The sequence below is a fragment of the Acinetobacter sp. UBA1496 genome (assembly GCF_002324975.1).
Lineage (GTDB): Bacteria > Pseudomonadota > Gammaproteobacteria > Pseudomonadales > Moraxellaceae > Acinetobacter > Acinetobacter variabilis.
In genome coordinates this window covers 1-19,409 of sequence record NZ_DCRI01000076.1, presented here as the reverse complement: position 1 = coordinate 19,409, position 19,409 = coordinate 1, and the positions used below count along the sequence as shown (strand labels likewise).

Here is a 19,409-nt window from a genome sequence, read left to right as displayed (position 1 = left end):
TCATGTTTGAATTCGCCCTTTAAGTGTCAAAAGCTGGGAAGACTATACGAGAAAAATGTCGGGTATCGAAGAAAAAGTAAATAATTCAATGGGTTTTATATTGGTTACATTAAGTGCTATAAAAGGTGAAAATCATAATCTAAAAGTAGATGATCTAAAATCAGCTAATAAAATTATTTCACCTATAAGTTTTCTTTTTAAACATTTTGCATTTCAAGAAGAACAAGAATGTAGAATGGTTGTAATAGATAAAATTGAAAGCGATCATGTAATTTTAGATGAAAATGATAAAACTAAGTCGTATATCGAATATAGTCAGCCCACTAATAGAGATATAAGAAATATTTATATTGGACTTGCGTCTTCATATAAAATGTCTGATTTATTGAAAAAAATGAAAGATTCAGGAGTAAAAAAACTACCCAAAACAATTATCTCTGAAAATCCATATCGTATTTAAATAAAAAACCTCCCGATGGGGAGGTTTTTTATTGGATATTTATGAGTTAATTATCGGAACAATCCAGCTGGTAATAATCAATAAAATACCCAGATGTCCCAGTTTACGTGTCACATAAACCAGTTTAGACGGTGGCTGTTCCAGCTGTTTGGCATACTCTTCCATGGTGATGCCTTGTTTACCTTTACTGGTATATAAAAACACACCCAAATCCAGACAGATCAGAATGGTGCCAATATCTGCCACCAGTTCCATCAGCTCAAATTGCTGGGTATAGAGCGACATGCTAACGCTATAAATCAGATAAAGTCCAAAGGCTATACATGCATATTGCAGGATCACTAAAAATTTCTGCATAAATTTCAACAGTTCAAAAAATTAAGGCAATTATACAAACAATTCGGACAGTCTGCGCCCATTACAAGCTTTGCATCACATCGGCAAAATTCTGCTTCTCGACCAGCTCCAGAAATTCATCTCCCAGGCGCTGACTTTCAGCAATACATTGCTTCCAGAGCTGAATCCGCTGGGCTTGATCCAAACCTTTCAAAGTGAAGTCCTTACGATCCGGTAAACGACCCAAAGGCAAACTTTGCAGATATTCCTGAGAAGGTGAAATTAGCAAAGTTCGTGCCTGATTTTCTGGGCTTGCCGTGCGTTTAAACAGTTTATCGAACCAGCCAGGAGTAATGCTGTCAGTAAAATGCGGATACAGCACGATGCCTTTGCTCTGAAATGGCAGGTCAATATGATAGTCAATCAAGCCGCCATCGCGATAATAACCTTGCGGTGCATCCGGAATATTATTGACCGCTGCCATGACGCCCGGAATAGAGGCAGAGGCCATCAGCCAGGACAAAACACTTTGCTCAGTTAAAGCATGATAGTGTGTGGTAAATCCATCATCGGCAATTTTAAACTGTTCACCCGTATTTGGCTGGCTAATCACACGTTGCATAAAATGGCGACTGTGTTTACGTGCCACAGCGGTAGTTCCGACAATTCCGGCTACAGAGGCGAGCAGGGGGAGCGCCTTATCACTCTGAAAAATGTGTTGGGCTTTAATCGACAATACCGTCAAATGATAATCTGGATGATTCACCAGATCGGTTTCTTTGCCTTGTACCAGATCCAGCAGCATGCCACGACAAACGTCACTGACTTCTTGGCGAGTCATTTTCTTGTGAAAGTATAAATGGGTATACAAGTCGGCAAGACGTTCAGTGCCTGCTTTGGCTCCCCAGGCCGCGACACTGGCAAAACGCCAGCTACCAATGGATGAACCGACTAAGGTTCTACGCTGAGGAGCGCGTGGGAAAAACTCGCCAAAAATGGCCTGATCCAGTCCCTGAATACCAATACCTTTGGGTCCACCTGCGGCACCTGGCACGATATCAATCTGTTCGGGTTGCAAACCTTCTTTCAAAATCAGCTCACGAGCCTGATGCCCAGCGCGGATTTTCAGAGCAGGCGCATGTTTTTGTAAAATATGCATAGAGGTTCAACCCATATTCGACCAGTGAGGACATATTTTAAGCATCTAGTCACAGAGCCCAATGGCAAGATGTATCCTAAGGTGACTTTGCAGTCATAGGAGAGGAGAAAAATAAAAAAACCTGAACAATGTCAGGTCTTTTAAGCAGGTTATTTCAGTTATTTTGCAATCCGCCAGACCGCGAGTATGCTTGCTAGCACAATCAGAATCACTGACACAAACCATGGTGAAATAATCGCAATTGAAAGCAGAATGGCCATGATACTGCCAAAAATCCAGCTACGTTTTTGCTGATGTTCCATTTGCAGGCGCATGCTTTGTAATTCATTGAGCTGCTTGGCATGCCAAGCGGACTGGTTTTTCAAACCGTTCAGGCTGTCGATCATCAGAGTCGGTAAGTCCTGCGCACCCAAAAGTAGATCCGGGATTTTTTGCCCCAGTTCTTTAATATTCTTTTGCGGATTTACCTGAGCCTTGATCCAGTCCGTCAGAATCGGTTTGGCAAGACTCCAGATATCCAGCTCAGGATACAAGTCTGTTCCCAGACCTTCTACATGAACCAGCGTTTTCAGTAATAACATCAGTTGTGGCGGAATTTCTAGGTGGAAACGACGGGCAATATCCATGACCTGAATCAGAATACCGGCAAAATCCAGTTCATGCATCGGTTTGGAAACCATTGGACCCACGGTACGACGCATTTCGCGTGCTAGCGCGTCCTGGTCGGTACCTGGTGGAATCCAGCCTGCCTGATGCACAATCTGAATCAGCTGCATAAAATCGCTGTTCATGACTGCCAGCAGCATACGCGCCACGGTCATCTGATCGTGCTTGGATAGCTCACCCATAATCGCGCAGTCCAGCGCAATAAAGCGCGGATTGGCCGGATTGATGGTTTCTACAAAGACATTGCCCGGATGCATGTCTGCATGGAAGAAGTTGTCACGGAACACCTGGGTAAAGAAAATGGTCAGACCCTTACGCGCCAGATCAGCACGATCCATGCCCAGCTTATCAAAGGTAGCAATATCTGAAATCGGTACACCGGTAATCCGTTCTGCGACCAAGACATCCTTGCTGTCCATATAGACTTCAGGCACATACATCATGCTGGAGCCAGTGAAGTAATGACGCATCCGGCGGGTATTATCCGCTTCCAGAGTCAGGTCTAGCTCATTCAGAATGATCTGACGATAATCCTGAATGATTTCCGACAAATGTAGGGCACGTGCTGCTTCCAGACGCTTTTCCAGAAAATCACCTAACCAGGTGAGAATCTCAAAATCCTGCAAAATCTGATTGCGGATATTCGGACGCGTGACTTTGACGACGACTTCACGACCATCATGCAGGGCAGCGGTATGCACCTGCGCAATAGATGCAGCAGCCAGTGGCTGGGCATCAAAACGGGCGAACAGGGTATTTACATCGGCTTTCAGCGATTCCTGAATGCGCATCTTGGCGACATCGTTGTCAAAGGGCTTAACGCGATCTTGCAGTAATACCAGCTGTTGCAGCACTTCAGGTGGAATCAGATCACGACGGGTCGAAAGTAACTGTCCCAGCTTGATCGCCAGCGGTCCCATTTCTTCCAGTGCCAGTTTCAGCTTGAGCGGATTTTTACGCTCACGGCTGGACCAGGCTGCCGGATGCATACGGATTAAAGATAAAATGTGCCGGGCTTTTTCAGGAAGTTCTTCCGCAGGAAACAACGTGTCGAGTCTATAGTGCGCGGCGATGCGCCAAAGTTCGAGTAAACGTGAAACATGCGGAATCATAAAGCGGTGTACCTAGTATTGAGAAGGAATATGAGGTGTAGCAGGAGTAAATGGCTGATCAGTAGAATCGTCAGATTCAATCTGTGCCTGAAGCTGACGGATTTTGGCTTCAACGCGATCCAAATTCTGGTTCAGGATACGAGTATCCTGATTCAGGTCATCCATTTGCCAGCGCGGGGCAAAGAGACCACTATCTTCTTTCAGAGCATCTTCAGCAAAAAATAACTGGCTTTGTAAAGTGCGTTTTAAATGCTTCGGAGCCAGCTGCAACTTGCCAATTTCATGTGCCAGAGCAGGGCCAATCCAGGGACTTAAATGCGCCGCCAGATCAGGTTCCGCTTGCTGCATGATGCGCTGGATTTCTTGCAGAAGTTTATAGTCACCTTGCAATGGAATATTGCCGACTTCATCAGCAAGCAGCAGCTTGAGCAGCTCTACGACATTATTCACCTGTAGTGTCGCCGTTGCTTCAGGAGTTTGAACATTATTGGCTTCATAAGGGCGCTGTTCAAATATCGAAGAGTCTTCAGTATGACCGCTTGGCGTTGGCTCCAGACGAACCTTGCCTTCATCAAAGAAGACATCGACGGACAGCTGCGGTGAAGTAATGACCACTCGCAGCATTTTTCCAGCCAAAGCATTGAGCTGAATGCGGGTAATCGCATCCAGATCAATCATATGATGAATCAGGCGTTCAACAGCACCGAGTGCGAGAAGTGACCACATATCGGGTACGACCCTTAAAGTTTGAAGCCACGGTGAACGGCAACGATACCGCCGGTCAGATTGTGATAATCACAGTTCTGGAAGCCAGCATTTTCCATCATACCTTTTAAAGTACGCTGGTCTGGATGCATACGGATTGATTCAGCCAGGTATTTATAGCTTTCCGAGTCATTCGCCACGATTTTACCCATGATTGGCAAAGCGGTGAATGAATACAGATCATACAGTTTTGAGAATGGCTCAAAAACTGGTTTAGAGAATTCCAGAATCAGTAAACGACCGCCTGGTTTAAGCACGCGATACATGGCTGCCAGTGCTGCATCTTTATCGGTCACGTTACGCAGACCAAAAGAAATCGTTACCAGGTCAAAGCTGTTGTCGGCAAATGGTTCTAGAGTTTCTGCATTCGCCAGAACGAAATCAACATTGGTACAGCCGGCATCAATCAGACGGTCACGGCCAACATTCAGCATGGATTCGTTAATATCAGACAGTACTACATGACCGGTAGGGCCCACTTCACGGCTAAATACTTTGGCCAGGTCACCTGTACCGCCCGCAATATCCAGCACATGCTGGCCACGGCGCACGCCTGACATATTAATCGCAAAACGTTTCCATAGACGGTGAATACCGAATGACATCAGGTCATTCATGATGTCGTATTTGCTGGCTACCGAATGGAATACTTCAGCCACTTTCTGGGCTTTTTCATCACTGCTCACGGTCTTGTAGCCGAAGTGTGTAGTTGGACCGACGTTACCGGTATTGGCACCGCGTGGCAGGTTATATTTAGGGACAGTTCCAGTCACAGGCGTATCGGTCAGGCGTTGTTCTAGAGATTGTTGCTGACCTTGTGGAGCGCCTTGCGGAAGCGGAGTGGTTAAGAATGGGCTCATTTTGTCTGTCTGTTGTGCCGACTCGGGTGTAGGGGTAGGCGTTTGATTTTCATTCGACATTGGAGTCACTCCTAACATATCAATCGGGTTAATCTTGCATTGCCTGCATAATGACAGATTCTTGGATGTTATTCAGCAATCATGATGCAATTGTTATGAATAATATACAGAAAAATAGGAATATGGGCGGAAATCTTCACCGCCAGTGATCGAATAATTCATATGATTTATCACTGGCAATGTCCTGCCATACAAACCCGAAAATATCAGGATCAGGCAGGACCGCAAGCCTTCCTCATCATGGATGGGAAAGGAGTGTATTATTGGAATGGTGTTGGATCGCCTGAATGCACCTTATCAATAATGCCACGTTCAATCGCAGTAAAGTCATGCACGAATTTTTCTGCCGATTTTAAGGGTTTCATGGCCTGGAAACCGTCCTGCATAAACTCATACATCACCTGAAAATAATATTTATTGGCTGCACCTTTACACATCTTGAATGCCGTATAAACCACAAAGGAACGCATATATTTATCCAGGCTGACACCCAGCTGATCCAGCAATGCCAGCTGTTTCAAGCGTGCTTCCCCCTGATCCAGTTTTAGATAGGTCACACGCATCATTTCATCGGTCAGTGGTGCGTTGGCAGGATAATCCTCTAAAAGCTGGATTGCGACCTGTTCATCCAGTTGTACCGCCAGAATCGCCAGCTCGACGCCTGAGGTTCCGGTTTTCAGGGCATTTTCCGGAATCATTTTTTCTGCTTTATGCGCATATTTCATCAGTCGGGCAATCTGCTCGGCCAGTGCGTCAAAGTCCGGGCCACCGTAGAGCCGGTTCAGGAAATATTCGGCCATCAGCTGGTTATTTTTTTCAGAAAAATGCTGATGATGGCTACGCTGCATCCGTGCCTTTTGCCATGCCTGCACATCCTGTAAACGGCTTAAAATTTCAGGCTGAGTGTGATACTTCAGCTGATAATACTGTTCTAAGAGTTCATCTAATCGGGCAAGTTTGGACATGTATTTTCAAATATGATTTTTCGATCTCAGAATCTTAGAGGGTGTGGAGCAATCTCGCTATGACAAATTGATCAATGATTCCTTATTTGAATGTCAATTTGCTGTTTAAACAGACAATCTAATCGTGTGAAAAACGTTGCTAACGCTATTTTTGCCTTCAGACTCCTCGCTATACTGTCCACAAGAATAAAAGATGAGGGATCTCCATGCGTACAGAAGAACAAATTTTCCAGTTAATGGATGAAGACGAGCTATCCCTTACGCTGATCAATGCCCAGTATGATCTGAGAAAAACCCAAGGTCAGAAAAATGGCAAAAGCCTAATTGTTCTGGTCAATGGAATTGAGCTGGCAGGTAAGGGCGAAGCAGTCAAACAGTTACGTGAATGGGTAGATCCTCGTTATTTGCAGGTGAAGGCCGATCAGCCGCAAGTATTAGGAGAAAAACAGACCTTCTGGCAACCCTATACACGGTTTATTCCTGCCCAAGGCCAGATTATGGTGCTATTTGGCAACTGGTACAGTGATCTGCTCAGAACCACCATGCAGACTGGTGCCATTGATGATGCCCAGTTTGATGCCTATCTGGAAGATATGCGTGTCTTTGAGCAGGATCTAAAAAATAACTATGTGGATGTGGTCAAGGTCTGGTTCGACTTGCCCTGGAAAGTGCTACAAAAACGCCTGGATCAGATTGATCCGAGTGAAATGCAATGGCACAAACTGCATGGCCTGGACTGGCGCGACAAAAAAAAGTACGACACCGTGCAGCGTTTGCGAGAGCGGTTTACTAAAGACGAAGACTGGCTGATCATTGACGGGGAAGATGAGAAACGGCGCGACCAGCAGTTTGCGCAGCATATTTTGCAATCTTTAAAACATTGTCCGAATCATCCGGTTCGAGCCAAGGGACAATGGAAACAGGCCAAAATTCCAGAATTATTGCAGCATCCTTCGCAAGAGCTTGCTAAGACAGAGGACTATAAGGCGGAACTGAAAAAACTGTCTCCTCAGGTGGCCAAGGCGCTGCGCTCAGACCCACGTAATGTGATTTTGCTGTTTGAAGGGATGGATGCAGCGGGCAAGGGTGGAGCGATCAAGCGGATTGTGAAAAAGCTGGATCCCCGTGAATATGAAATCCAGACCATCGGGGCGCCGGAAAAATATGAACTGAATCGACCTTATTTATGGCGTTTCTGGAACAAGCTGCAAACCGATGATGATATCTGTATTTTTGACCGCTCTTGGTATGGCCGGGTGCTGGTAGAACGGGTAGAAGGCTTTGCCAGCCCGGCAGAATGGCAGCGGGCCTATGATGAAATTAACCGATTTGAGCAGGGCCTGATTAACCATCAAACCGTGATTATCAAATTCTGGCTGGCGATTTCCAAGGAAGAGCAGGCCGCTCGTTTCAAGGCGCGTGAAGATACTCCGCATAAGCGCTTTAAAATCACCGATGAAGACTGGCGTAACCGGGAACGTTGGGATGATTATTTAAAAGCGGCAGCCGATATGTTTGAACGTACGTCGACAGAACAGGCACCATGGCACATTATCGCCACTGATGATAAAAACACCGCTCGGGTTGAAATTTTAAAAACAATTTTAAAGCAGCTTCAGGCAGATTAATCTGCCTGAATTTTGAAAAGTTTGGGGGATAAAAAATGGGACGGGAAATTTATTTGCTTTGAGCAATCTGTTTTTGCTGAATATTTTTTGCAGTACGATAGCAATCTTCAACATGTGCTTCAGCAATTTTTTTCATGACAAAATAACCGAGGCTCGCAGCTACCAGTTGACCACCGAGTGGAATGAATTTTGTGACTTGCTTTGTGATCACTTTCGCTGCAACATTGTTCAAAGATTTTTTGACTGCTGTACGTGCTACCACCAAGCCGGAAAACTCGATTCCGCGTTTACGCAGTTCATTCCAGTGCACCTGTTTGGTTGCAGGATCAAACACACTGATCTGTTCAGGGGCCAAACCAAAGCGGGCATTGATCTCCGGGATCAGTTGCGACAGAATGCCGACATCAATGACCACGTCCAGAAATGGTACCGGAATCACGGCTGCTCCGGCAGAATAGTAGGCACGTTTTTTGGTTAGCTCTAAGCACTCGTTGCGAATTCTGTCTAAATCTAAACTTGGATCGATACGATCTGGAATTTTGTCTAATTTCATGGGCATTACCTAAAGCTAGATGTTGTTTTTTTCTGTTAAAACATCAATAAGATGCTTTTTTCAAAGAACTTTTTTGACTGAAGTATGAGTTTTAAAGTGACATAGACAGTTCGGTAAGTATAGTAAATAATCTTTATCATTTTGTAGTACTGCTCTATCTCATTTTTCAGGGGAAACGATGGCAATTCATGTTATTCAGAGTCAACGCATTGATGTGCTTTTGGATAGTATGCTGCGTATCGTCAACCAGAGCGCAAAAAATCCCTTAGCCGTGTTACAGCCGCGGCATTTTATTGTGCCGTCTCATGCAGTCGAGGCCTGGCTCACTCAAAAAATTGCTGAGAAAAAAGGCATCAGCGCCAATACCCAGTTTCATCACCGGATCCGTGCCTTTCAATGGACTTCCTATCAGTGGGTGCTGAATAATCCCAAAGAAGTCGAACAGGTTCGTGAAGCCAATATTCCCAGAATTATTATTAAATGGCGGGTATTTCAGGCACTACGCAAATGTATTTTGCCTGAGCAGATTCCATTAGAGATCGATCATCCGCTGTATTCGATTATCAAACGGATTTATGACAGTGCAGATCGCCTGGAGCAGGGCACAGAAAAGCAGCTGAAAAAACAGAGCATGCTGTATTGGGTATCCGAACAGGTCTCGCGCCTGTTTAGCCATTATATGGATTATCGTGGTTATTGCGCGCGGAATTGCCCGCCACAGGAATGCCGTTGTCCCACCAACTGGTTAGCGTCCTGGGGGCAGGATATCGCGCTCGATCTTGAGCAGATGATCTATATTCCTAAAGATGAAAATGGCCATGAAATTCCGGTGGCAGACTTCGTCAAGATTCAGGCACGCGAACTGGAAGCCTGGCAGCGCTGGCTGTGGCAGCATGTCTTTCAGGATGATTATGCCAAGATTCTGGACATCGAACAGATGTACTGGGAACGTCTGGAAAATGAAGATACTCAGGCACAGGCTTTAAAACGTTTGCCACAACAGGTCGTGGTCTTTACCTTGCTAGAATTGCCACCGAGTCAACTGGATTTCTTGCGCCGTCTCGGCCAATACATCGATATTTATATTTTCCACTTTAACCCATCACAGGAATATTGGGCCGATAGTGTCGATCCGGACTGGAAAGCACGTTATGACCTTGGCGTGCAGGAACGTTTCATCAAGAAATTTGAAAAATCTCAGGGACGTTTGCCGACTGATACCGAAATCCAGCATTTCTTTGCTGCTTTTCAGCTGAACTTTAATGCCGAAGACCGGGAATCGCGGCATCCCTTGCTGACCCGCTTTGGCAAGCAGGCGCGTGATCATTTCTCGTTATTGTCTAAACTGTCTTCAGGTGAAGAAGGTCTCTGGGCTGATGCTTTCGTGGATGAGTATCAAGACAAATTGCTGGCCAAGATCCAGTCGGATATTCTGTACCTGCTGGAACCGGAAAAACACCAGTATCCGCTTAAACCCGACGATGATTCGGTGCAGCTTCATGTCTGCCATTCTTCACTGCGCCAGCTGGAAGTTTTAAAAGAACAAATGATTCACTGGCTGGCTCAAGGTACCGAAGATGCCCCACGTCAGCCGAGCGATATTCTGGTGCTGGCCCCGAACTTGAAAGAGCTGGAGCCGGCGATTCGGAGTGTCTTTGCACCACCACCGCGAGAACGGGAAGGCAATAGTCAGCGTCTGCAAAAAGACAGCCTGTATCTGCCAATCCAGATTGCCGGGGTGTCCCGACTCGATGTCAGTAATGCCTGGCGTGCGGTACTGGGCCGGATTCAGCTGGTGCATCGACGTTTCAGTATTGAAGATTTTGCCGACTGGCTCAGCCTGAATGCCACCCAGCAACTTTATGCACTGGACTATACCCAAGTTGAGCGCATGTTGCAGTTACTGGGTGAAGCGGGCTTTAAACGCGGTCTGGATCAGCAGCATTTACAGCAAAGCCTGACTGCCGGTGATGAAGACTACCGCTTCAGTTTTAAGTTTGCGCTGGATCGGCTGGCACTTGGACTTGCAGTGCCAGAACATGCTCTGTTTCAGGACACCTTAAGCTATGCTCAGGTCTTGAGTAGTGATTTTCCTCTCATTTCGACTCTGATCCAGATTTATCAGGATCTGGTACAACGCCGTGACTGGCTGATTTTGCATGAAAAGGGACAACGTACCCCGGTAAAAACCTGGCTGGAATATCTGCGTGAAGACTTGAATGAGTTCCGTGAAGCCGGGGTTAAGTCCTTAAAGACGGTCGCAGAAATCATTGACAAGCAGATGCGGATGCTGACGTTGGCCGATTACCATGATCAGGATGATCCGCAGGCCAGCCAGGAGCTGGTCGCCTTAAGTCTGCCATTGCCTTATGTACTGGAAGAAATTCAGAATACGCTGGAGATGCAACTGGATCAGGCCGAGCCGACCGGACAAATTACCTTTAGTCAAATCGGCCAGATCCGTCCGTTGCCGTATAAGCTGGTGGTGATGCTAAATCTGGATACCGGTAAATTCCCGAGCCGGAATCAGCAGGTGCCATTTGACTTGATGAACAGCCTAAAGCCGCAACTAGGGGATCGTTCCCGTCTGGATGATGACCAGGGTGCTTTTCTGGATGCATTGCTACTGGCGCAGGACAATTTATGGCTATTCTATAATGGTTTTGATGTTGATGACGGAGAAGCACGTGATCCATCCACTTCATTGCAGGAACTGATCCAGCATATTGCCTTGATTTGTCACTCAGACCAGCCCGATGCTGAAGTCGATGAAACGGTTGAGCTCAATGGTTTGAGCGTGGCCAAGCATATCCGTCAGCTCTATCATGTGCATTCATTACAGCCTTTTGACCCGATCGGTTATGTGGAATCTCATACTCCACGTTATCAGACTCAGTGGTTTGCTGTAGCAGAATATATTCGCAGTGCAGAGGGCAAGCGCAGCAGCTGGATCAATGCCCATTATCCGGCACTGATGCAGAAAGAAATCCGGGTGCTCAAAGGGGATGAGTGGATTCGTGACATGATTTTCCCGGCACGCCTATTCCTGAAAAGTGTCGGTATTTCCAGTGTGAGATATGCCGATCTGCCAAGTTCACGAGAACCCTTATTGCTGAATAAACTGGAACAGTATCAGGTTCGGGATTTTCTGCTGCAACAGGATCAAAAGATTGAGCCACAGCTGATGCTGGACCGCTTGCCGGTCGGAAAAACTCAGGAAGCGACTTGGCTCAGCAGTCAGCAGGAACAGCAATCACTGAAAGAACGTTTATTGCAACTAAATAAAGAACTGACACCTGTAACGCAGCAAACCTGGCAATATAATCCTGAGCTGCTGATCCATATTACCTTGCCACAAGTGCCGCACAGCAGTTACTGGCTCAGCATGCAGTCTTCTTCGGCTTCAGAGAAACGTCGAGCACAGGTCTGGCTGGAATATTTGCTCTGGCTGGCCTATCTGAATAATGACGAGTTGTCGCCACAGCTGGAACGGATTGTCATTTTCAGCAATAAAACCCTGAAATTCTCTGGACTGCGTTCTAGTCAGGCACGTCATCATTTACAGGCCTGGCTGAAAGCCTGGAAAGTGGGACAGACTCAGCCGCTGGTATTGCCAGCCGAATTGCTGATGAAAAAGGCCTGGGAATGGACTAAAAATGAACAGGGGCAGATTACCATTGCCGAGATGCAGGAACTGCTAAAGGCCTGGAACAACAGCTATGAAAGTGCCAAACCATTGACCTCAGATGAATCTACTCAGCTACATCAGGACTGGCAGTTTATTTTGCAGGATCAGGACCCGGATCTGGCCTTGCAACGCTGCTGCCATGACTTTGCTCATGCGTTATATGCACCGATTCATGAATATCTGGAATGGATAAAAGAATAATGACCATGTTACCCAACCAGAACAAAAAGATTTCAACCAATCCGATTCAGGACATGCGCTTTAGCGGCCTGCACTGGATTGAAGCTTCCGCGGGTACGGGTAAAACCTATACCTTATCCAGTTTGATGGTACGGATTTTTCTGGATCAGTATTATCCGCATCAGGTCATTGCCACTACCTTTACCCGTAAGGCCACAGCTGAACTGAAAAACCGGGTACGTCTCAGAGTCGAGGAAACGTTGGCCTTCATTCAGCGTCATCAGGAGCTGAATTCAGTCGAAATCACCGCCAAAATCCAGGCTGAATCGGATCCGCTGTTCCAGCAGGTGTTGAAAGATTATGGCTCACGCATGGATTACGCCCGGCGCCGTTTACGTCTGGTACTGAACCAGCTAGATGAGCTGTTTGTCGGGACTCTGGACAGCTTTAGCCAGAAATTATTGCGTGAATTTGCCTTTGAAAGCGGCAGGATTGAACGGGCGGAACTGACTGAAGATCAGGACCTGTACATTCAGCAGCTGATTCATGATGTACTGCGGGAATGGATCCAGCAGCAGCCGCAATATATGGTCAATCATCTGTATCTGCAAAACCTGTTGAAACCAGTAGAACACTATACCGGACTAGTTCGTGATGCCTTGAATTTCCGTGTGCAATACTTTCAGAAGGTAGAAAAAGTCGAATGGGATCTGGCTGAACTAGAGCACTGCATCCAGCGCCTGTTCGATGTACATGAACATGAAATTGAGATCATTCGGGAGTATTGCCAGAATTCTCCCAAGTATTTTCATAAAAGTTTTTTGACCAGATTAAGTGACGTTTGTGAAAACTTTATGACCTGGATGGCGGCACTGAAAATCAAAGGCGTGATGAGCTTTTTTGATCCAGAACTGCATGCGATCTTATTGAATCTGTGTTATTTGCGCCGTAAGAAAACCGATTTTCAGCCGACGACTCAAGTGTTTAACAAAAGCTGTCCGGAAGCAGAGCAGCAGCAGATTCTACATAATAATCTGATTCAAGCCATTGATGGATTGTGCGAAGTCAAAGAGAAGATGGATGCACAGCTGAAGCAGCTGACCACCTATCTTGAATATCATATTATTCGCAGTGTGCAGAACCGTCTGCCACAAACCTTGCAAAAACAGGGTGAAACAACATTTTCCCAACAAATCCGTACTCTGGCTGAAGCTCTACAGGGACAGCAAGGTCAGCGTTTTGCCCAGTTTGTACAGGCGCGTTATCCACTGATTCTGGTGGATGAGTTTCAGGATACCAATCAGGATCAGGATGATCTGCTGGCTAAAATCTGGCGCGATCCGAACCGGGTAAAAGCCGGCTGTATGATCATGGTCGGGGACCCGAAACAGGCGATTTACGGTTTCCGTGGCGGCGACATGTTGACCTATAACAAGGCGCGTGCTGATGTGCTGAAAAAGCAGGGCCGTGAATACACCTTGATCCAGAACCATCGCTCGGTAAAACCTCTGGTCGAGGTGGTGGACGCGTTGTTTCAACGCCAGATGGATTTTGGTGAACAGGTGCATTACACTCTGATTCAGGCGGGAAGCAGGCCCCATCCGGATTTAATCGATAAAACGCTGAGTAATCCGTATCCACTGCGCTGGATTCAGCTCGGTGAACAGGACGTTGAAGCCGATCAGGTGGTCTGGAAAATTCGCCAGTTATTAAATCAGTCTGAACAGCAGCAACTATATTTCCAGCAAGGTGACAACGTTCAGCACTTAAAAGCAGATGATATTGCCGTCCTCAGTTTTGGCCATTATGCGCTGGAACAGGTCAAGCAGTGTCTGCAATGCATGGGTATTCCCTGTTATAAGGAATCCAAGCAGAGCGTCTTTGCCAGCCCGGTGGCTCAGGATGTTGCAGCTGTTCTGACCGCGATCATGGAACCTTTTAATGAAGCCAAAGTCAAACGTGCCTTATTGACCCGTTTATTGGGTTTTAACCTGAAAAAGCTAATCGAACTGCAAGAGCAGAGTGAAGGTCTAAGCCGTTATATTGCCGATTTTGATGCCATCCGGGAAATGTGGTTTGAAAAAGGGTTTCTGACGGCCTGGAATTATGCCTTAAACCTATTTCAGGTCTGGACTAATCTGGTCGCGAGTCAGAGTCTGGACAATGAACGGGTAGTGGTGAATTTACGTCATCTGACCGAAATTCTGTGTCAGCAAAGTGAATATTATCAGGGTGCTCAAAAGCTGTATCACTGGTATTTGCGTCAGTTGCAATCACCTTCCGGCAAGGACAACGAAAAAGAACGCAAACTCTCTGGCGATCATGGGGTACAGCTTTTAACCATCCATGCTTCCAAAGGACTAGAATTCAAAGTAGTGTTCCTGTTGGGTGCCGATGCACCTTTTGATGTAAATAAGGGGAATCTGAACTTTTCCCTGTCAGCTGCGGAAAATGTACTGGAACAATCCCGGGTGATTGCAGTCAATCATAAGGACTTGCATGAGCAGGCGATTTTGCAAAATGCGGCTCGGAATGCCGCAGAAAATCACCGGCTTTGGTATGTGGCACTGACCCGGGCCAGTCACCGGGTTTATGCCATGCTGCAAGATCAGAGCGGACAGGCGGATTCAGGTCTGGCGTTCTGGCGTGGACAAGGTGAGGCGGTCTTTCAGCATGCCTTAAGTCTGCTTGAACCACCTCTGGCTTCTGAGCCGCCTAGAATTGTGGCAAAACAGACAGAAGCACCGTTACAGATGCAGGCTCATCCTTTACCGGAGCGACAGTTCTATCCGCGGACCAAAACCAGTTTTACTGCACTGTCAAAGCATCTCCCGCATCAGGCAATATTGCAGGATGATCTAGTCATCGCTTCTGAACGTCCAGACAGTGCCGCAGATGAAATGAATCTGCTGGAACTAGAACAGCAGGTAGCCAGTCAACCACTGGACTGGATCAAGCTAAATTTTCCAAAAGGCACGGTGGCGGGAACTTTCCTGCACAGTATTTTTGAGCATATCGATTTTCAGGATCGCAGTTACTGGAATCTGGAAATCCGTCGCCGTTTTAAAAATACGGCACCACAGATCTGGCAGGAACTGAAAGAGAAATTTCATCAGGCCTTTCATGTTCGTTCATTGTTACAGCAGGCATTTACTCCGGGCTATCAGACGGCCTGTGTGAATTTACAGACCCTGTTCAGTCAGGTGGCCCGTCAAGGTCAAATGCAGCCGGAGAAATTGCAGCAGAGTATGCAAAAAGTACTCTCCAGCCTGAATTATAAAATCCTGACCGGAATTCGCCTGCATGATCAGAGTGAAGCTTATCGTCAGGAATGGCAGCAGTTTTTCCGTTCCGCTCAAACATTCGATCACTCTGAATGGTTGAACTTCTTAGGGCAGTTTCAACGCTATGTTACAGAACTGGATGATGAGCCTTTTATCCAGTTTTTCGAACAGGAAATGGCGCAGATGACGCCTGCTGAGACAGCAGCACAACTGGATGTAGAAACCGTTTTTCAGCAGGCATTCGATCATTTCATTGATGAGATGATTGAAGATCTTCTGCTCAATCGGGTTCATGACTGGCTCAAAGAAATTCTGGCTGCACCCCTACAGGCAGAGTTCAGCCTGGAGCAGTTGCAGCAAGGTACTTATTTGTCTGAATTCCCGTTTTACCTGTCTTTAACCGATGTGCCGTTACAGATTCGTCAGATCCAGCACCTGTTTGCCGAGCATGATATTCTCATGCCTGATTTTAATGAGGCAAAATCAGCACGCTATCTGACCGGATCTATCGATTTGGTTTATTTTGATGGGCAGCGCTATCATATTGCCGATTATAAAAGCAATTTTCTCGGGCCGGATCAGCAGCATTACACGGCCGAGGCCATCCAGCAGAATATGACTCACTCCAGTTACTGGCTGCAAGCGGCATTATATCTGGTGGCATTGCATCGTTATCTAAGCGTGAACATGCAGGGATATGACATGCAGCAGCATCTAGGTGGAGCGACTTATCTGTATCTGCGCGGTATGAATGGTCAGGCTGAACAAGGCGCTTATCACTGGCAGCCTAGTCTGGAATTTATTCTAAAACTGGATGAAATTCTGGGCTATTTTGAGCAGAAAAAATCAGCATAATTTTGATGATTTATAAAATTTTAAGAGTTTAAACAGAAGATTATCCTGTGGATAACTTTGAGGATAACTGTGTGGAAAATGAGCAAATTCACGTGTCTCAGCAATCAGCCCATTTAATGGCCTGGATTGACTATCTATGTCAGCCACCATTCAGTTCGGCGACTTTTGATGCTGCCGCAAAATTGCTGATTCAGCAGCTCCTTGAGGCGATGCAGGAGGGTAATAGTTGTATTCCGGCCAGTGCCGAGCAAACAGCTCTATTGCATCATCTGGTGCTGGATCGGAGTCAGCAGGCTCAGGGTATTGCACCCTTTATTTTTGAAAACCAGCAATTGTATTTATACCGCTACTGGCAGCTGGAGCAGGCGGTCGCCACCCAGATCGCCCGGATCAAGTCACAAGCCATCACGCCAGTAAATTTAAGTGAGCGTGATCATAACCTCCTGACAGATCCACAGCAAAAGCAAGCGCTGGAAATGGTCGCTAAGCAGGGACTGAATATTATTACTGGTGGGCCAGGAACAGGTAAAACCTATACCTTGGCACATATGATTGCGGTACTGCATGAAGCCTTACCCAATATCCGGATTGCGATGGCCGCTCCGACGGGTAAAGCGGCGCAGCGGATGCAGGAAGCCTTGCAGAAAGCTTTACATAGTGAAAAATTACAAGCTTTTGAGCTGGAGACTTTAAAGCAGGTTCAACCTGTTACTTTGCACCGCTTACTGGGCTTGGGGCGGTTGGGACGCTCCCGGTTTCATGCCAAGCAGCCTTTGCCTTATGATGTGATCGTGGTCGATGAAGCATCCATGCTGGACTTAAGCCTGTCACAGATGCTCCTTGCTGCAGTGCCAGATTCAGCCCGCTTAATTCTGTTAGGCGATGCAGACCAACTGGCCTCGGTGGATGTCGGCACTGTACTGGCAGACTTGCAGCAGACTTCTGTTCTGGCAGATAACCGGGTCAATTTAATCACGACGCGCCGTTTTGCCTCAGGCGCCCGAATTGGTGCGATGGCATACTTTATCCAGCAGGAGCATGTTCCAGCATCAGTTTTAAACCAGTTTGAACAGCAAGTGGTTGCTGCGAGTGAGCTGCAAGTAATTGCACTGGACCAGGTAGAGATTGACCAGCTGCAACTGCAATATCTGCCAGAAATAAACCCAACTACAGGTCTCCAATTAGACCCATATTATGATCAACTGATGTATGGCTATCAGGCTTATGCGGACGCGATCAAACAGGCTCAGGATCAGACTGATTTCGAGCAATATGTGCAGCAGGCAATTCAGCACTTTGATCATTACCGGATTCTCACCGCAATCCGGCATGGTGATCTGGGTTTGAATAAAATCAATCAGCAGATTGAACAGCGTTTTCTGGCCAGTGTAGGCAAGTTAAAACAGGGCGACTGGTATACCGGCCGACCAGTGATGATGACTTATAACGATTATCAGCTGGGTCTGTCCAATGGTGATATTGGAATCTGTTTCTGGAGAGAACAAGAAGGACAATCACAATTTGAAGTATATTTCCCGAGTCTGGAAAAATGGGTGCTGGCGACACGCCTGCCAAAAAGTATAGAAACAGCTTTTGCTTTGACGATTCATAAATCGCAAGGTTCAGAATTTACTCATACGGCTGTAGTACTTGATCAACAAGCCAAAAATTTACTGAGTAAGGAACTGATTTATACAGCGATTACTCGAGCTAAAAAAGTCGTGAGCTTGCTGGTAGATCGTGATGCTTTTACACAAGCGCTATGTGTAAGAACCACACGAATGAGTGGTTTAAGCAAAAAAATACTTGAACAATGCAATAATGTATTGGCAAAAAATAAATAACTTTTGTAGGTAAATGCTTACATGGATTCAGGAAATTGGCGCATGGAGCTTTTAATCGGTTTTTGAGAAGATTGGTCACACAAAAGAACTCAACACGGAAAGTTGGGTATAAATCGCATAATAAGAACAAGAATGTCACCAGACAGCGAACTTACAGTGAAGTAAGTGAAAGAGGAAGCTTACAGCCGCTAAGCCTTGTAGTTTTGGGAGAGACTACAAGGCTTTTTTATATCTGCCGTTAATAGAATTTTGCCGTAATCTTATAGAACGATAAAATTGGCAGAATAAGTAAATTTAAGTAAATAGCGTAATTAAAAGATATATAAGTGTAATATTTTGCAAATTTCGATGATAATTTTGTACGTAATGGCTTACAGCCAGTGAGGATAAATGCCTCTATGAGCATTTCGACAATATGGCAAAATCTACCACACAAGGAAGTTATTTTTAGTCAGGAAGATTTGAAAATAATAAAGCGTAAAACGCACTAAAAAAACAATAAATAAAAAATGATAATAGAAGAAACTACAGCGCGAAAAAGCCCGAGTTTACTCGGGCTTTTTTTTATCATTTATTTCTAAGCGCGACCAGAAATATTTTAAATATAAAAAGATCAGTTAATTTCTGCAGTTATCTAAACAGCTACTCATAAGCCAGATCAAGTCCAATTCCTGAAATTATGTGTAAATTGAACCATATGGAATTTATTCATATCAGTAAATAAGCCAAGGCAGCTGGCAGCCAATACCATCAAAATTCATGATCTATTTTTGCAATCTGACGCAATTTCCCTTAAAATATGCAACTTGCTGTAGTGATGCACGGCAGTCAATGTATTGAATTCTCATTACTTTGATTTTTATCAAGATATATAAGCATCTCGGAGAAATCGAATGGCTTTAACAAACGCAGATCGCGCAGAGATCATTGCTAAATTTGCTCGCGCTGAAAACGACACTGGTTCACCAGAAGTTCAAGTAGCTCTTTTAACTGC

At 45.8% G+C, this 19,409-nt stretch carries 13 protein-coding genes; 6 read left to right on the top strand and 7 right to left on the bottom strand.

All coding sequences use genetic code 11. From position 1 onward, the window contains the following. The first annotated feature begins 55 nt into the window (after positions 1 to 55). Entirely contained in the window at positions 56 to 460 is a 405-nt protein-coding gene (locus tag B3143_RS08725) for a hypothetical protein (protein ID WP_286740108.1), read from the top strand. Positions 461 to 499: 39 nt separating this feature from the next. Here B3143_RS08725 and B3143_RS08720 read toward each other — a convergent pair whose 3' ends face one another. From B3143_RS08720 to B3143_RS08695, 6 genes are all read right to left on the bottom strand, one after another. Further along, positions 500 to 817: a hypothetical protein gene (locus B3143_RS08720; protein WP_004781714.1), complete on the bottom strand. Its 318-nt coding sequence runs from the start codon at positions 815 to 817 to the stop codon at positions 500 to 502. A 61-nt stretch (positions 818 to 878) separates the two neighbouring features. After that, a complete protein-coding gene (locus B3143_RS08715; RefSeq protein ID WP_125278807.1) occupies positions 879 to 1,955 on the bottom strand; it encodes a patatin-like phospholipase family protein in 1,077 nt (358 codons plus the stop codon). A gap of 158 nt (positions 1,956 to 2,113) precedes the next feature. Beyond that, complete coding sequence (locus tag B3143_RS08710; protein WP_004781718.1) at positions 2,114 to 3,733, bottom strand: ABC1 kinase family protein; 1,620 nt, start codon at positions 3,731 to 3,733, stop codon at positions 2,114 to 2,116. Positions 3,734 to 3,745: 12 nt separating this feature from the next. Then, positions 3,746 to 4,459 carry a ubiquinone biosynthesis accessory factor UbiJ gene (locus B3143_RS08705; protein WP_004781719.1) on the bottom strand — a complete coding sequence of 238 codons (714 nt, stop codon included), beginning with the start codon at positions 4,457 to 4,459 and terminating at the stop codon, positions 3,746 to 3,748. Positions 4,460 to 4,473: 14 nt separating this feature from the next. Beyond that, positions 4,474 to 5,418 carry a bifunctional demethylmenaquinone methyltransferase/2-methoxy-6-polyprenyl-1,4-benzoquinol methylase UbiE gene (gene ubiE / locus B3143_RS08700; protein WP_004781720.1) on the bottom strand — a complete coding sequence of 315 codons (945 nt, stop codon included), beginning with the start codon at positions 5,416 to 5,418 and terminating at the stop codon, positions 4,474 to 4,476. A gap of 260 nt (positions 5,419 to 5,678) precedes the next feature. Then, positions 5,679 to 6,383 carry an FFLEELY motif protein gene (locus B3143_RS08695; protein ID WP_004781721.1) on the bottom strand — a complete coding sequence of 235 codons (705 nt, stop codon included), beginning with the start codon at positions 6,381 to 6,383 and terminating at the stop codon, positions 5,679 to 5,681. 206 nt (positions 6,384 to 6,589) lie between these two features. Between B3143_RS08695 and B3143_RS08690 the strand changes: the two genes are divergently transcribed. Then, entirely contained in the window at positions 6,590 to 8,011 is a 1,422-nt protein-coding gene (locus B3143_RS08690) for a polyphosphate:AMP phosphotransferase (protein ID WP_004781722.1), read from the top strand. A 49-nt stretch (positions 8,012 to 8,060) separates the two neighbouring features. On the opposite strand, the gene B3143_RS08685 is transcribed toward B3143_RS08690, so the two are convergent. Then, positions 8,061 to 8,564: a hypothetical protein gene (locus B3143_RS08685; RefSeq protein WP_004781723.1), complete on the bottom strand. Its 504-nt coding sequence runs from the start codon at positions 8,562 to 8,564 to the stop codon at positions 8,061 to 8,063. Positions 8,565 to 8,742: 178 nt separating this feature from the next. Here B3143_RS08685 and B3143_RS08680 point away from each other — a divergent pair, with 178 nt between their 5' ends. From B3143_RS08680 to B3143_RS08665, 4 genes are all read left to right on the top strand, one after another. Then, the gene (locus B3143_RS08680) at positions 8,743 to 12,453 is read left to right on the top strand and encodes an exodeoxyribonuclease V subunit gamma (RefSeq protein ID WP_004781724.1); all 3,711 of its coding nucleotides are present in this window, start codon (positions 8,743 to 8,745) and stop codon (positions 12,451 to 12,453) included. Continuing rightward, positions 12,453 to 16,571 (top strand): UvrD-helicase domain-containing protein, encoded by a 4,119-nt coding sequence (locus tag B3143_RS08675; protein WP_004781725.1) that lies wholly within the window; start codon positions 12,453 to 12,455, stop codon positions 16,569 to 16,571. The genes B3143_RS08680 and B3143_RS08675 overlap by 1 nt, the downstream gene beginning before the upstream one ends. Before the next feature lie 71 nt (positions 16,572 to 16,642). Beyond that, positions 16,643 to 18,415 carry an exodeoxyribonuclease V subunit alpha gene (gene recD, locus B3143_RS08670; protein WP_034589873.1) on the top strand — a complete coding sequence of 591 codons (1,773 nt, stop codon included), beginning with the start codon at positions 16,643 to 16,645 and terminating at the stop codon, positions 18,413 to 18,415. An 893-nt stretch (positions 18,416 to 19,308) separates the two neighbouring features. Further along, positions 19,309 to 19,409, top strand: a 101-nt coding sequence (locus B3143_RS08665) for a 30S ribosomal protein S15 (protein WP_286740109.1), incomplete at its 3' end; no start/stop codon positions are given.

Coding starts and splice junctions, on each gene's coding strand:
- B3143_RS08725 (WP_286740108.1), top strand. CDS start 56: ATGTCGGGTATCGAAGAAAAAGTAAATAATTCAATGGGTTTTATATTG.
- B3143_RS08705 (WP_004781719.1), bottom strand. CDS start 4,459: ATGTGGTCACTTCTCGCACTCGGTGCTGTTGAACGCCTGATTCATCAT.
- B3143_RS08690 (WP_004781722.1), top strand. CDS start 6,590: ATGCGTACAGAAGAACAAATTTTCCAGTTAATGGATGAAGACGAGCTA.
- B3143_RS08675 (WP_004781725.1), top strand. CDS start 12,453: ATGACCATGTTACCCAACCAGAACAAAAAGATTTCAACCAATCCGATT.
- B3143_RS08715 (WP_125278807.1), bottom strand. CDS start 1,955: ATGCATATTTTACAAAAACATGCGCCTGCTCTGAAAATCCGCGCTGGG.
- ubiE (WP_004781720.1), bottom strand. CDS start 5,418: ATGTCGAATGAAAATCAAACGCCTACCCCTACACCCGAGTCGGCACAA.
- B3143_RS08680 (WP_004781724.1), top strand. CDS start 8,743: ATGGCAATTCATGTTATTCAGAGTCAACGCATTGATGTGCTTTTGGAT.
- B3143_RS08710 (WP_004781718.1), bottom strand. CDS start 3,733: ATGATTCCGCATGTTTCACGTTTACTCGAACTTTGGCGCATCGCCGCG.
- B3143_RS08685 (WP_004781723.1), bottom strand. CDS start 8,564: ATGAAATTAGACAAAATTCCAGATCGTATCGATCCAAGTTTAGATTTA.
- B3143_RS08720 (WP_004781714.1), bottom strand. CDS start 817: ATGCAGAAATTTTTAGTGATCCTGCAATATGCATGTATAGCCTTTGGA.
- B3143_RS08695 (WP_004781721.1), bottom strand. CDS start 6,383: ATGTCCAAACTTGCCCGATTAGATGAACTCTTAGAACAGTATTATCAG.